Origin of the sequence: Methanofollis liminatans DSM 4140 (assembly GCF_000275865.1) — an archaeon.
GTDB lineage: Archaea > Halobacteriota > Methanomicrobia > Methanomicrobiales > Methanofollaceae > Methanofollis > Methanofollis liminatans.
In genome coordinates this window covers 814255-827605 of record NZ_CM001555.1, presented here as the reverse complement: position 1 = coordinate 827605, position 13351 = coordinate 814255, and the positions used below count along the sequence as shown (strand labels likewise).

The following is a 13351-nucleotide window of genomic DNA, read 5'->3' as shown; positions in this document are numbered from 1 at the left end:
ACACCGCCGAATGAGATTGGGGCAGGAACCCACAAAACCATACCAGCACGAGCACCCAGAATTTTCATCGAGAGCCGTACCACCCTGCCCGTCCCCTGCACATCCAGAGCAATCATGCGCAGGGGTCCGGGGGTGCAACCCCCGGGCAGTGTCCACTCCACCCATCAGAGCGACATCCACATCCTCGCGCCGAGAACATACAGGTTCCCGAAAACCCGGGCAGACACCACCCGGGGGGCCCGCTGCCCCCCCGACACACCCCTGCAGGATACGATTGGGGGCAGGAACCCACAAAACCCTCCAGCACGACCACCCAGAATTTTCATCGAGAGCCGTACCGCCCGGCCCGTCCCCCGCACATCCAGGGCAATCATGCGCGGGGTCCGGGGGTAAGAACTCCCAGCGCGGGGAGGAGAGGAACGAGGGAGCAGGGGAAAGGATGGTTCGCGCCTTCGCGTGAGTGATGGAAAATCAACTACACCGGGGCCGCGGGTCAACCCGGGATCCCCGCGTGAGAGGGCAGCGACCAGAAAAAGAGTATATTCTGACGGCACCGCTCAGTAGCGGTACCACCGCCCCTTCTCGTCGTACTCCCCCACCTGAGAGGCGGCGGCCTCCACGGCACCGCGGCTCTCATAGAAGGCGGCCTTGAAGGCGATGGCGAAGGGAACGAAGAGGGCGATCACGACGGCGTAGACGAGAGCGGTCGCCCAGACCCCTTCGGGACCGAGGAGGGCGGCAAACTGCGCCTGCACCGCCGTGGCGTTGGCGGTTTCCATGAGGGCCAGTTCCCCGCTCTCGGCCAGGGGGGCGAGGCGGTCGTAGAGGAGCGCCGTCCAGAGGAAGATCGCCCCGAACCCTACGAGGAGGAGCGCCGCAACATTTGCCGCATAGAAAAGAACAGTCCGTGTAAAGGCGGTGAGCACGAAGGCCGCACTCCGCTGGAGGGAGGCGAAGACGCCCAGTTCGTCCCGGACCGCCGCAACGTCGTAGAAGTAGGCGAAGAGGGCGAACGAGAGGATCACGCCCAGTGCCGTCGAACCCGCTGCCTCGACGGCGTTCTCCCCGGCAATGAGCGAGAGCGGGACGGCGACCAGGAAGATGGTCACGATCGCCGCAAACAGGAGGACGACTGCCGGGAGGAGGACCCGGAAGTAGTGTTTCTTCCCTTCCTCCAGAAACACTGCCGGACTGCCGTCGTCCCGCTTGATCGCACCCATACTCCCGGCGACGAAGAAGGGGAGGAGAAGGAGCCCGAGCAGGAGGACCTTTCCGGCAAAGAAGGTCTCTCCTGAGAGTTCGAGATAGATGTCGAGCCCTGCGGTGATGCCAACGACGATGCCGGCCGTCCAGATCAGCGGCATTTTAACGAGGAGGCTCAGGGCCTTCCTGAACGATGCGAAGACCATAATCACCGGTTCCTGGGCATGGCGACGATCTCGCGCACCTGCAGGTCGAAGAACGTTGCTGTGTGGGCCGGCCTGATGACGCAGACGGTGTCGGCGCCGCTCATCGTCCCGCCGACGGCGACGACCTCCTCGTCCACCCGGATCGCCCCTTGATCGGCGGCGATGAGCACACACTCGACGGCCACCTTCAGGCCGACGGCGACGGTGCGCCGCAACGCCTCGGCGATCGCCTCGGTCCGGGAAGCGCCGCCGAGTCTTGGCGAGCGGGAGATCGCCCGCTCGAGGCCGGAGAGGACGTGGGTGCCGGTGACGATCGTCGCCCCGGCCCCCTGAAGCGTTTCAGCCGCCTTTTCGTCGAACTCCCTGACACCCGGCGTCGAGAAACCGACCACATGCGTCACCACGACGAGGCGGAGGCCCGTGCCCGCAATCGCTTCGAGGAACGAAAGGGCGGTGCTGCCCGAGGTGCTGGCCACGACCACCGTCCCGATCCCGGCCTCCCGCGCGCGCTCGACCGCAAAGCGTGCGGCGTCCGCGGTGTTCGCTTCGCCCGGCGTATCGAAGTAATAGGTATTCCGCGTGATGTAGCCCATGGTACCAGATTAATAAGCGTGCAGACGTAAAAGAGAGTTGTTATGATTACGCTCGCACTCGCCGGCAAACCGAACTGCGGTAAGTCCACCTTCTTCAAGGCCGCGACCATGGCACAGGTCGAGATCGCCAACTATCCCTTCACCACCATCGACGCCAACCACGGCGTCGCCTACGCGCGCACCACCTGCCCGTGCAAAACCCTCGGTCTCTCGGGCTGCACCGCCTGCAAGGACGGCGTCAGGTTCGTGCCTGTCGCCTTCATCGACGTGGCCGGGCTGGTGCCCGATGCCCATAAGGGCAAGGGGCTCGGGAACCAGTTTCTCGACAACCTGAGGGAGGCCGACGCCATCCTCCATATCATCGACGCGAGCGGGGCCACCGATGCCGAGGGCAACCCGGTGGACGCCGGAAGCCACGACCCCAGGGAAGACATCGCCTTCCTCCGCTATGAGATGACGATGTGGGTCGTCGGCATCCTTGCCAAGCACTGGCCCCGCCTCCAGCGGCAGGCCCAGTCGAAGCTCTCCGACGTCTACGACGGGGTCGCCGGGGTGCTCGCGGGCCTTGCGATCACCTACGAAGACGTGAAGGACGCCGCCGACGAGGTCGGGATCGACCTCAGGCGGGCCTCTGAAGAAGACCTCGCCCCCTTCTGCGACCTCCTGCTCCAGAAGACCAAACCGATGCTCTTCGTCGGCAACAAGATGGACACCGCCTCGGACGAGATGCTCGACGCATTGAAGGGCGTCGGCTGCATGCCCGCAAGCGCCGCCGCAGAACTCGCCCTCAGGATGGCGGCCGAGGGCGGGTTCATCGACTATATACCCGGCGACCTCTCGTTTACGATCAGGGCGGACGCGAAACTCACCGCTGCGCAGCGGACCGGGATCGAGCGGCTCGGCCTCCTGATGCAGAAGCATGGCGGCACCGGCGTCCAGCAGGCGATCAACCGGGCGGTCTTCGAACTCCTCGACCAGATCGTCGTCTACCCGGTGGAGGACGAGCACCATTGCACCGACAAGCAGGGGCGTGTCCTCCCTGACGCCTTCCTGATGCGCCGGGGCTCGACCCCGAAGGACCTCGCCTTCCGCGTCCATACCGAGATCGGCGAGGGCTTCCTCTACGCCGTCGACGCCCGGAGCGGGATGCGGATCAAGGAGAGCACCGAACTGAAGGACGGCGACATCATCAAGATCGTGAGCACCCGGAAGTGAGAGAAAAAAGATACCTTTTTTAACAGCGGCGATGAAGGTCTGATATCCATGGGCGGCGAGGTCTATCAGGCGCAGGTGCTCAGAAACTTTTTCGACACGATCACCGGCAGCGACCGCAACCTCAGCCGCATCTTTATGTGCGTCGTTTCCCTTGCGAAACTGCGGGCGGAACGACCTGAGAAAATGTCGTTTTTGATGGACCAGCTCAGGAAGAGCCAGCAGCACAAGGAGCTCTCAGTCGATATTCTCGACTACATGTGTTCGTGCGCCGCCGAGATCGACCTCGTCTCGGTCCAGACGGCCTTCGGCGTCAGGGAGATCAGGGAGATCGCCGAGTCCTTCGAAGGGATCTCGGTCGACTCGTTATAATCATTTTTCCGCCCGTTTCATGAGGGCCACCGTCTGATGCCATACCCCGGTTCACCCCCCGGGGTGCCTGGGGTCTCACCAGTCTTTTGCAGATAAGATCTGGACGGCGCAACGGGGCCTGCAGAGATGGCGGTTCCGCCCCCTATCGCATCTGCTAAAGGCACCCCGCCACCAGCGTACCGATCAAACGCCTTCCCAACGCTGCCGCCGGAGTGTTCACCCCCGGATCCCAGGATCTTTCGTAGGGGAATGGGCAGCGCGTTTGGCTGATGCCACCCTGCTAAACTGCGATAGGGCTTGGGATCGCTCTCTCCGGAGATCTCGTTGCGCCTTCCCGGTCCAATCGTGCTATTTTTTCGGCTTTGTTGAAATGCCCCACTACAAAAACAATCGAGATCGCTTGAAGGTGCTTTGGTAAGGGTATGATAGATCTGCCCTTTATCGTGGAACCAGGCTACGAGATGGTCTGGACGAAGCCATTGCCCGGCAGTTTCCGAGAGCAGATGCGGGATCAGTGCCCCTCAAAACTGCGGGGCGGGGACGAGAAAAATACTCCAGACAGGCCATCAGGATTTTTTCCGGTAGATAATCTGCCCTCCCTGCCCCTGCATATCCAGGGGCAATCGTGCGCGGGGGTCCGGGGGTGCAACCCCCGGCGCGGTGCGGGCGTTATGTGACTGTATGGGATATCAGGGTACGCCTCTGCCGGGGGGGCCTGCTGCCCCCCGGTCCCCCCGCCGGTTGCGATTGGGGCAGGGATGGGCAAACCTCGCCGGCACGCCCATCCATCATTTTTCATCGAGAGATGCTCCGCCCGGCCCCTCCTCCCCTATCCAGGACAACTGCACGCGGGGGGTCCGGGGTTAAGAACCCCCGGCGCGAAGATGGGGGAAAGCGAATGAATTACGCTCGCATCCGGAAAAGTGATGATTTCTACAAAGCCATTTTTTCAGGACATGAGTGCCAAAAAAAGATTTATTCACAGATCGAGCGGTTTCCTGTATGAACCGAGGATCTGCAGGGGAAAGCCCCGGTGTTCATCGAGCGCCTGCTCGTCGTCGGGCGAGGCGATCAACCCGACTGCATAGAGGAGGAGGAGGGCGTTGTCGAGGGTGTAGGTCGGTGCGTCCTCGATCAGGTCGGCGGGCAGGTCCATCGCGAGGTATTCCCGGTCCTCAGGGGCGAAGTCGGGGAGGGAGGCTGAGACGATGACCGCGCTTTTGAGGTCGGCGGCCCTCGTCCTCAGGATCCGCAGGGCCGCCAGCAGCGCCTGCGGCATAGCGGCGGCGGCCAGTTGTTCGAGCGCCGTGTCGGCCCGGGTCACCGCATTGCCATAGAGGCCGAACTTGAAGCCAAGCAGCGCCGAGGCCACGGCGTGCGCGGTCTCTCTGTCCATCCCCTCAAATGCCGGCCTGATCCTCTCGATATACGCCTCGAAATATTTCTCTACCCGTCCCATATGCTAATCCTCCTCTCCCATCATTGAAACTTTTTCTCGACCCTGACTGCAAGGATGGTGATCGAGGCGGCAAAGAGCACCTGCATGATAGGACCGGTGGAAAAGTCGCCGGCCAGGAAGATGATCACCGCATACATCGGAGCGAGCAGGGCCACGAAATCTTTTCTCGGCCTGGTGTAGGCATAGGCACAGAGCATAAACGACGCCGCGATGTTCGCCCAGAGGCCGATCGCCCACATCGGGTGATCTACATACATCGGGTCGCCCGCTGTGAAGATTGCAAGCGCCGATACCAGGATGCCGCCGAACGATACGACCGGAACGGCAAGCCAGAGCCGATCCAGAACCCCTTGCCCTGTTGTCATCACACAATAGTGCGCCGCACTTTTAAATGAAGGTGTGGTAGATCGTAGGTGTGGTCGTCGTCGTCTTCTCAGATGTCCATGCCGATGCCCGGGCACTTGAGCAGGTGGCATCCTTCCTGGAGGGCCGAAGATTCGCCGGACTTTTTGGGGATATCGAGTGCATCGTCAGCCTTGGCGATCTGCTCGGGCGCGGCTGCGCGCCGGCCGAGACCCTTGCGGCAATGGAACGGCTCAAAACGGAGTACCGGGTCATCTCGCTCCTGGGCAACCACGACCATGCCTTTGTGCACGGGATCCCGGTGAGCGGGAGCGACGCCGCAAGCATCCGCGCGCACGCGCCCCTCGCGGGGTCGCCCCTTCTCGGCGGGATCGCAGACCTCCCGGCAGAGGCAGTGATCGACCGCACCCTCTTCGTGCACGGCGGGCCGCTCAGATTGGGCGACGCCCTCACCGATCAGCCGTTCTGGCAGCGCCTCGCAGAGCGGCCCGGGCCGTCGCTCTCGGGCTACCATTACACGCCGGAGATGGCCTTTGCAGAACTCGAACGCCGGGGGCTCAGGCACCTCTGCTGCGGCCACCAGCACACGCCCATCTGCTGCCTGCTGGAGGGAAATGCGATTGTAAACCGCCGGATCAGGTACGAAGGCGGGGAAGGGCTGCCGGCCTCCGACACCGTCGCCCTCGACCGTCCGGCCATTCTTCGGGTCGGGGCGTGCATGGGGCCGCACCCCGAGTTCGCCGTCACCGATTTCGAGCGGTTTTCGTTTCTGCGACTATGACAAAGCCTTCCCCCTCAAGGGAGAGAGGACGACCCGCGACGGTTTCAAGGGCATCGTGCAGGGTGCGGGCGCGGGCAGGGAGACGCTCCTCCAGGCGGAGGATCTCCTCCTCTTTTGCCCGAAGATCTGTGCTGTCGGCTTCTATACCCGCGGAGAGCGCCGCGATCTCCTTTTCAAGGTCTGCAATCTCACCCGGAAGGCTGCATGACCGCACCTCCTCCTGCGCGGCCGAGAGCCGCTCTTTCATCAGGGCGCACCGGCTGAATGCGTCGAGAAAGGCCTGGCCGATCCGGTCGTCCTCGCCGAAGAGGGCGAGATCTTCCTTCCCCTTCAGGGCGAGGTCGCCGCGGGCGATCTGCGCCCTCACCATCGCCGCCGCGGGGGGGAGGGCGGCCAGCACGGCGTCCGAGCCGGCGGCGGCCGGGTCGTCGAGGAGGGCGGTGCATCCGGCAAGCGCCTTTGCATCGGCTTTCGCGCCGGCACGCTCTGCGATCCGTTCGGCCTTGCGCAGCACGCGGGCCGCCTGGGCGCCGAGGTTCCTGAGGTCCTGGTCTGCCCTCGCAGCACCGGCAGAGAGCGTTTCCACCTGCTCCCTGAGGTCGAGGCAGCGGAGATAATCTGCATCGTCCCTGAGGATCCTGACCAGCTCCTCTTTTTCGGCGATCGTGGACGTTGCCCGGGAGATGCGGCTTTTCAGAGCGGGGATCGCCGCTCTGGCCGACCGGAGATCGTTCCCTCCCGCTTCAAGATCCGCCAGCGCCGCGCGTGCGCCGTCGATCCGGCCCTGCGCCTCCCGCGCCTCCTTCACGATACCGGTGAGGTCGTTGAGCGACCGGCCGATCCCGGCGGTGAGGTGTTTGGCCTCCTTCATCTCCTCGGGAAAGACCCCGGAGAGGTAGCGGCCCTGCCCCTTCTGGACCTTTAAGAGGGCGGCGAGGAGATCGGCCGCCGCAGCATAGAAGGCGTCGGGGTCGTCGGGCAGGTGCCGGGCGATCTGCTGGCGCATCGCCGGGATGAAGACTGGCAGAGAGCGATCGGTGACGCTCCGCAGCTTCGGGTGGATATCTTCCCGCCCCTCTGCAGCCTCGAGGTCGCGGAGCACCTCTTCGAGGCCCTGGAGGCAGTCCGCGACGGTGGTGCGGGTCTCTGCCGTCTTTGTCCGCAGCCCCTCCTCCACCTCTCGCTCGCGCTCCTCAAGCCATCCCCCCGCCTCCCTGACGGTGAGGGTAAAGGGCTTCTCCTCCTTCTCGAAAAGACCCCTGAGAAACCTGAACATCATCGATCTATCGGCGCGTTAATATAAAGGGTTTCAGGCCGCCCTCAATCTGAGGAAGAGATCTGTTTCAGCCGCTCGACACCGTTGATCTCGTCGATCACCGCGGCGACCGGGGCTGGCACCAGGCTCCGCCACTCTTCCCCGGCGACCATGCGCCGGCGCACCTCGGTCCCGGAGAGGGTGTCCCGGCGGTACATCGGCAGGGTCTTCACCCGCATGCCGGCCTCGTCGAAGAGCCTGATCACGAGGGGGTTGTTCGAGTAGACGATATCGAAGTACGGCGTCATGGAAAAGACGTGCGAGGCCCAGAGGGCGTTTCTGCGGAGGTCCTCGATCGGGACGGCATAATAGGGGACGCCGATCTCCTCGAGGGCCGCCGCGATCATCATCAGCCGCTCGCCCGCGGTGAACGGGTTCTCCACCTCGTGGGAGAGCTGCGCACTGCCGATCCCGATCACGATCTCGTCCACCAGGGGAGCGATGCGCTCCAGCACTGAGTGGTGGCCGTTGTGATAGGGCTGGAACCGCCCGATGTAAAACGCCCGCGTCATCGTCGCCCCGCGAGGGCTGCGATCTGCGCCGCATGCGCCCCGGCCACGAAACCGGCGTCGATGTTCACGACCGTCAGCACGGCGCAGGACTGGAGCATACTCGCAAGCGCCGCCTGCCCCTGGCCCATATACCCGTAGCCGGTCGAGACCGGGACGCCGATCACCGGCCTGTCCACGAGGCCGGCGACGACGGCCGGAAGCGTGCCCTCGCGCCCGGCGGCGACGATGAAGACATGCGCCTTCGAGAGGTCCTTGAGCGCCGGGAAGAGACGGTGGACGCCGGCCGCCCCGACGTCGTAGGCGGTCCGCACCTCGCAGCCCATCTCCTCGGCGACGACCCGCGCCTCCTCGGCGACCCTGATATCGGCGGTCCCGGCGGTGAGGATCCCGACGATGCCGCCGCTCTTCGCCGGTTCCCGTCCGTTCGAGAGGACGAGGGTGCGCGCCCGCTCCTCGTAGCGGCAGGAGAGCCCGGCGGCGCCGGCGGCCCGTGCCACCTCCTCTGCCTGCGCCGGCGTCACCCTGGTCGCAAGGCAGCGGCCGGCCGCCGCGCAGTGGCGCTCCATGATCGAGACGAGATCGGCCGTCTCCTTCCCCTCGGCGAGCACCACCTCGGGTATGCCGCAGCGCATCTCCCTGCCGAGATCGATCCGTGCAAGCTCCCCCACCTGCTCGATCCGCAGACCCGAGATCAGGTCGAGTGCGTCGTCAGTGGAGAGCCTGCCGGCGGCATGGGCGGCAAGCACCTCCTTCAGGCTTTTCTCCGCGGTCATGGTCAGATACTACAGTATTATGTGGGCGGATAATTAAAACTCCACCCGGATGACATATCTTCTCTACGTGGCCGGGTTCGGGACGGCGGCGACCTTTTTCCTCTGGCTGCGGGACGCACGGATCTTTTACCGCACCGCCCTCCCGGGCTACCGGCAGGCGGCGTACCGCGGGGTGCTCTATACGGCACTCGCCCTCGCGGGTTTTCTGATGGCGTACACCTCGCCGGACCTCGAATTCCTCGCCCTCGGGGCGGTGCTGCTCGCCCTGTACCTGCAGGGGCGGGTGCAGAAGGAGCAGGTCTGGCAGGGGAACGAGAGCGCGCCGACCCGCTTTCTCGGGAAGGCCCGGCGCAGGTAAGATAAGACAGGCGCCCCAAACCTGTACACCAAGGAGTCGAGTGAATGCTTCAGAAACCACGAGGGACCAGGGATTTTCTGCCTGACGAGATGGCGCAGCGGCGGGCCGCGGAGGCGAGGATGCGCGAGGCGGCCGGAAGATGGGGCTACGGCGAGGTCTGCACCCCGACCTTCGAGCACGTCGAGCTCTTCACCATGCGCTCGGGCGAGAACATCAGGCAGGAGATGTACACCTTCGAGGACAAGGGCGGGCGCCAGATGACCCTGCGGCCCGAGGTGACCGCATCGGTCGCCCGGATGTTCGTCAACGAGGGGCGGTCGATCCCGAAACCCGTCCGCTGGTACTATGTGGCCGACTGCTTCAGGTACGAGCGGCCGCAGAAGGGGCGGTACCGCCAGTTCTGGCAGTTCGGCGTGGAGCTGATCGGGGCGGACTCGGCGGCGGCCGATGCCGAGGTGATCATGGTGGCAGACGATCTCCTCCGCTCGGTCGGCCTCGACTACGACCTGAAGGTGGGCTTCCTCGCCCCGATGAAGCACCTCCTCGCCGGGGTCGATCCCGCCCTCCAGCGCCAGGTGATGGGCCACCTCGACAAACGGGACCTTGAGGGGCTCGCGGCCTGCCTCCAGTCCTGCGGTCAGGCAGACCTCGAGTCCTCCCTCTCGGGCCTGGTCTCGTGCGCCGATCCCGAGGAGGCATTCGAGATCTGCGGAGAGATCCCTGAGGCAGACCGGATCCGCGGGATCTTCTCGATCCTGGAGGGCGAGGAGATCGATTACGCCGTGAACTTCGGGATCGCCCGGGGGCTCGACTATTACACCGGCATGGTCTTCGAGGGCTTCGCCCACAACCTCGGGGCCGAGAACCAGGTGGTTGGCGGCGGGAACTACCGCCTCACCCACCTCTTCGGCGGCGAGGACACGGCGAGCTGCGGGTTTGCGATCGGCTTCGATAGGGTGATGGTCTCCCTGGGCGCGGTCGAGGCGCCCAGCCTGCCGGTGGTCGCCGTCCTCGCCCAGACAGAGATGCAGGTGCACGCCTTCGCGGTGGCGCGGGAGCTCCGCGCCGCCGGGGTGCGGGCCGAGGTGAACCTCCTCGAACGCGGCATCGGGGCGCAGCTCTCCCATGCCGCAAAAGGGGCGGACTATGCCTGCATCGTGGGCAAGCGGGAGGCCGAGGCCGGGACGGTCACCCTCAAAGACCTGCACGCAGGGGAGCAGCGCGAGATAACGGTCGCCAGTGCCATCGCTGAGGTGACGGGCAGTGGCGCTCGCTGAAGACCTGGCCAAGCAGCAGAAGAGCATCAGCGTCGCGGAGTTCTTCGAGAAGAACAAGCACCTCCTCGGCTTCGACTCGCCGGTGAGGGGGATCATCACCACCATCAAGGAGGCGGTGGACAACGCCCTGGACGCCTGCGAGGAGGCCGAGGTGCTCCCCGACATCTTCGTCTCGGTGCGGAAGGTCTCTCCGGATGCATACCGCGTGGCCGTGGAGGACAACGGCCCCGGGATCGTCCCGGAGAACGTGCCGTACGTCTTTGGAAAACTGCTGTACGGCTCCCGCTTCCACCAGATCAGACAGTCGCGCGGGCAGCAGGGGATCGGGATCTCGGCGGCGGTGCTGTATGCGCAGCTCACCACCGGGACGCCCGCGGCGGTCGTCTCCCGCACCTCGGCAAAAGTCCCGGCCCACCGCTTCTCCCTGATGATCCAGACCGAGACGAACGAGCCGCAGGTGCTGGAGCACGAGGAGGTCGCCTGGGACCGGACGCACGGCACCAGGATCGAACTCGAGTTCACCAGCTCCCTCGCGGCGAGAAAGCGCCTGATCGACTACCTGAAGTACACCGCGGTCGTCAACCCGCACGCCCGTATCCGCGTCGAGATCGACGGCGAGGCGACGACCTTCGAGCGGGTCTCCGACGAGGTGATCAGGTCGCCGCAGGCGATCAAGCCTCACCCGCACGGGATCGAGCTCGGCACCCTGAAGCGGATGGCGGCGGCGATGCCCGAGGCGACGCTCGAAGATTTCCTGGTCGAGAGCTTCTCGCGCGTCGGGAAGAAGACCGCCGAGGAGATCGCCGGGGCGGCCGGCCTCCCTATCAAGGCCCGGATGGCGGCCCTCGGCGCCGAGGCGCAGAAGGCCCTGCTTGCGGCGATGCAGTCGGTGCATGTTCCGGCGCCGCCGATGAGCCAGTGCCTCTCCCCGATCGGGGAGGAGCTGATCACGCAGGGGCTCGAGAAGGAGTTCCAGCTCGATTTCGTGAAGGCGCGCACCCGCCCGCCCTCGGTCTTCTCGGGCCACCCCTTCGTGGTGGAGGCAGCGATCGGCTACGGCGGCAAACTCACCGCCGACGGGACGGCGCAGGTGATGCGGTTTGCAAACCGGGTGCCCCTGATCTACCAGCAGGGCGCCTGCGCGATCACGAGCGCCGTCTCGAACGTGAACTGGAAGAGTTACGGCCTCTCTCAGGCCGGCCTCCCGAACGGGCCGGTGCTCGTCCTCGTCCACGTGGCCTCGACGAACGTGCCCTTCACCTCTGAGAGCAAGGACGCCGTGGCCTCCATCCCCGAGGTCGAGAAGGAGATCACCCTCGCCCTTCAGGACCTCGGGCGCGAGCTGAAGGCCTACCTCTCGCGCCGGGACCGGAACCGGCAGCAGGAGGATCGGGCGCGGGCGGTCTGCGCCGTGATGCCGGCGATCGCTGAGAAGGTGGCGGAGATTGTGGAGCGGCCGGTGCCAGACATCTCGGCGATCGAGGGGCGGATCATGCGGCGGCTGGTGGCGCGCAAGAGCGTTAAGGACGGTGTGGTGCGGATCGACGTCCACAACCACACCCACGAGAACCTCGCCCTGGTGATCTATGATATTTCTTCGGACGCCGGCGAGGGGGCTGAGCCGAAGCCCGACTTTGCGAGCGAACTCGACGGGGAGTTCACGCGCGTCTGGAACTGCGCTCTCGGGCCCGGCGAGGGCTGGCACGCCGCCTACCCTGGCCGGGGCGGCGGGATGCTGGACGTGCGCGGCGTCGATGAAGCGAAGAAAGTGGTGATGCACCTATGACGATAAAGGAGGAGATGGAGGCGCTGGGGCGTGCGCGGCTGATGGGGATCGCGGAGCGCTGGTACGACCAGCTCGTGGAGGGCCAGATCCCCTCGATCAGCCTTCCCACGCGAACGAAGCACAACATCGAGTACGACGACGCCTCCGAGGTCTGGAAGTACGGCGACCGCGAGAGCGTGCGCTCGGCCCAGACCGCAAAAGGCGCCTCGCACCTCTTGAAGATGGCGTACGTGATCGGATTTCTGAAGCAGCAGCTCGCCGAGAACCGCTCCTCGACCTTAAGAGAGATGTATTACATCTCCGAGGGCTGGAAGGGGGCGAAGTTCGGCGCCCAGGACGAGAGCAACAGGGTCGTCGAGGACCTGGAGATCCTCACCGACATCCAGCGGGAGATCTATCATCTGCGCCCGGAAGAGGACGGGGCCTCGATCTTCGGGCCGATCAGGATCCGGGAGAAGACCCGGCGGGGCGTGCAGGAGATCCACTGCCAGGACAACGTCGGCGAGACCGGCTACCAGATCCCGAACAACGTCGACGCCCTTGAGTTTCTGGACCACGACGCAAAGTTCGTGATCGCCCTGGAGACCGGCGGTATGTACGCCCGCCTGATCGAGAACGGCTTCGACGAGGAGTACGGGGCAGCGCTCGTCCACCTGAAGGGACAGCCTGCCCGGTCCACAAGGCGGCTCCTGAAGCGGATCCACGAGGAGTTCGGGCTGCCGGTCGTCGTATTCACCGACGGCGACCCCTGGTCGTACCGGATCTACGCTTCGGTGGCGTACGGCTCGATCAAGGCAGCGCATATGTCGGAGTTGCTGGCGACGCCGCAGGCTCAGTTCATCGGGGTGCAGCCCTCTGATATTCGGGATTATGATCTTCCTGCGGATCATCTTTCCGAGCAGGACGTGGCGGCGTTGAAGGCGGAGCTGACCGACCCGCGGTTTGCGACGGATTACTGGCGGGAGCAGATCGCGCTGCAGCTGCAGATGGGGCTGAAGTCTGAACAGCAGGCGTTCGCGGCGCGGGGGCTGGATTTCGTGACGAGGGAGTATTTGCCGGCAAGGTTGAGTGAGATGGGGGTGCTGTAATTGACTCCTCTTAATGAGAAAGAAATCTCAAACATCGATCTATCATCTTTATC

Annotated in this window: 14 protein-coding genes; 7 read left to right on the top strand and 7 right to left on the bottom strand. The window is 64.8% G+C overall.

Annotation, left to right across the window (positions count from 1 at the left end):
- Positions 1-557 precede the first annotated feature (557 nt).
- Together METLI_RS04160 and METLI_RS04155 are read right to left on the bottom strand one after the other, a co-directional pair.
- Complete coding sequence (locus tag METLI_RS04160) at positions 558-1409, bottom strand: DUF7847 domain-containing protein (protein WP_004038310.1); 852 nt, start codon at positions 1407-1409, stop codon at positions 558-560.
- A gap of 2 nt (positions 1410-1411) precedes the next feature.
- Positions 1412-2002: a pyruvate kinase alpha/beta domain-containing protein gene (locus tag METLI_RS04155; protein WP_004038309.1), complete on the bottom strand. Its 591-nt coding sequence runs from the start codon at positions 2000-2002 to the stop codon at positions 1412-1414.
- A gap of 42 nt (positions 2003-2044) precedes the next feature.
- Between METLI_RS04155 and METLI_RS04150 the strand changes: the two genes are divergently transcribed.
- Together METLI_RS04150 and METLI_RS04145 are read left to right on the top strand one after the other, a co-directional pair.
- Positions 2045-3217, top strand: coding sequence for a redox-regulated ATPase YchF (locus METLI_RS04150; protein WP_004038308.1), 1173 nt, complete (start codon positions 2045-2047; stop codon positions 3215-3217).
- 48 nt (positions 3218-3265) lie between these two features.
- Positions 3266-3586, top strand: coding sequence for a hypothetical protein (locus tag METLI_RS04145; protein ID WP_004038307.1), 321 nt, complete (start codon positions 3266-3268; stop codon positions 3584-3586).
- 979 nt (positions 3587-4565) lie between these two features.
- Here the strand turns inward: METLI_RS04145 and METLI_RS04140 are convergent.
- Both METLI_RS04140 and METLI_RS04135 read right to left on the bottom strand, forming a co-directional pair.
- Positions 4566-5045 carry a hypothetical protein gene (locus METLI_RS04140; protein ID WP_004038306.1) on the bottom strand — a complete coding sequence of 160 codons (480 nt, stop codon included), beginning with the start codon at positions 5043-5045 and terminating at the stop codon, positions 4566-4568.
- 20 nt (positions 5046-5065) lie between these two features.
- Positions 5066-5410: a hypothetical protein gene (locus METLI_RS04135; RefSeq protein ID WP_004038305.1), complete on the bottom strand. Its 345-nt coding sequence runs from the start codon at positions 5408-5410 to the stop codon at positions 5066-5068.
- Positions 5411-5460: 50 nt separating this feature from the next.
- On the opposite strand from METLI_RS04135, the gene METLI_RS04130 reads away from it, so the two are divergent.
- Complete coding sequence (locus METLI_RS04130) at positions 5461-6189, top strand: metallophosphoesterase family protein (protein ID WP_004038304.1); 729 nt, start codon at positions 5461-5463, stop codon at positions 6187-6189.
- Here the strand turns inward: METLI_RS04130 and METLI_RS04125 are convergent.
- Genes METLI_RS04125 through larB form a run of 3 tightly spaced genes read right to left on the bottom strand, consistent with a single transcriptional unit; the run spans position 6152 to position 8789 of the window.
- Positions 6152-7468: a coiled-coil domain-containing protein gene (locus tag METLI_RS04125; protein ID WP_157203211.1), complete on the bottom strand. Its 1317-nt coding sequence runs from the start codon at positions 7466-7468 to the stop codon at positions 6152-6154. The genes METLI_RS04130 and METLI_RS04125 overlap by 38 nt on opposite strands.
- 41 nt (positions 7469-7509) lie before the next feature.
- On the bottom strand, positions 7510-8016 hold the full coding sequence (locus tag METLI_RS04120; RefSeq protein ID WP_004038302.1) for a nicotinamide-nucleotide adenylyltransferase: 507 nt from the start codon (positions 8014-8016) through the stop codon (positions 7510-7512).
- Entirely contained in the window at positions 8013-8789 is a 777-nt protein-coding gene (gene larB / locus METLI_RS04115) for a nickel pincer cofactor biosynthesis protein LarB (protein ID WP_004038301.1), read from the bottom strand. Before larB ends, METLI_RS04120 begins: the two co-directional genes overlap by 4 nt.
- 49 nt (positions 8790-8838) lie before the next feature.
- Here larB and METLI_RS04110 point away from each other — a divergent pair, with 49 nt between their 5' ends.
- From METLI_RS04110 to METLI_RS04095, 4 genes are read left to right on the top strand one after another with little or no spacing between them, the layout of a single operon-like run.
- A complete protein-coding gene (locus tag METLI_RS04110; protein WP_004038300.1) occupies positions 8839-9147 on the top strand; it encodes a hypothetical protein in 309 nt (102 codons plus the stop codon).
- A 44-nt stretch (positions 9148-9191) separates the two neighbouring features.
- Positions 9192-10424: a histidine--tRNA ligase gene (hisS, locus tag METLI_RS04105; RefSeq protein WP_004038299.1), complete on the top strand. Its 1233-nt coding sequence runs from the start codon at positions 9192-9194 to the stop codon at positions 10422-10424.
- On the top strand, positions 10411-12210 hold the full coding sequence (locus METLI_RS04100) for a DNA topoisomerase VI subunit B (protein WP_004038298.1): 1800 nt from the start codon (positions 10411-10413) through the stop codon (positions 12208-12210). Before hisS ends, METLI_RS04100 begins: the two co-directional genes overlap by 14 nt.
- Complete coding sequence (locus METLI_RS04095; RefSeq protein WP_004038297.1) at positions 12207-13298, top strand: DNA topoisomerase IV subunit A; 1092 nt, start codon at positions 12207-12209, stop codon at positions 13296-13298. The genes METLI_RS04100 and METLI_RS04095 overlap by 4 nt, the downstream gene beginning before the upstream one ends.
- Positions 13299-13351: the final 53 nt, after the last annotated feature.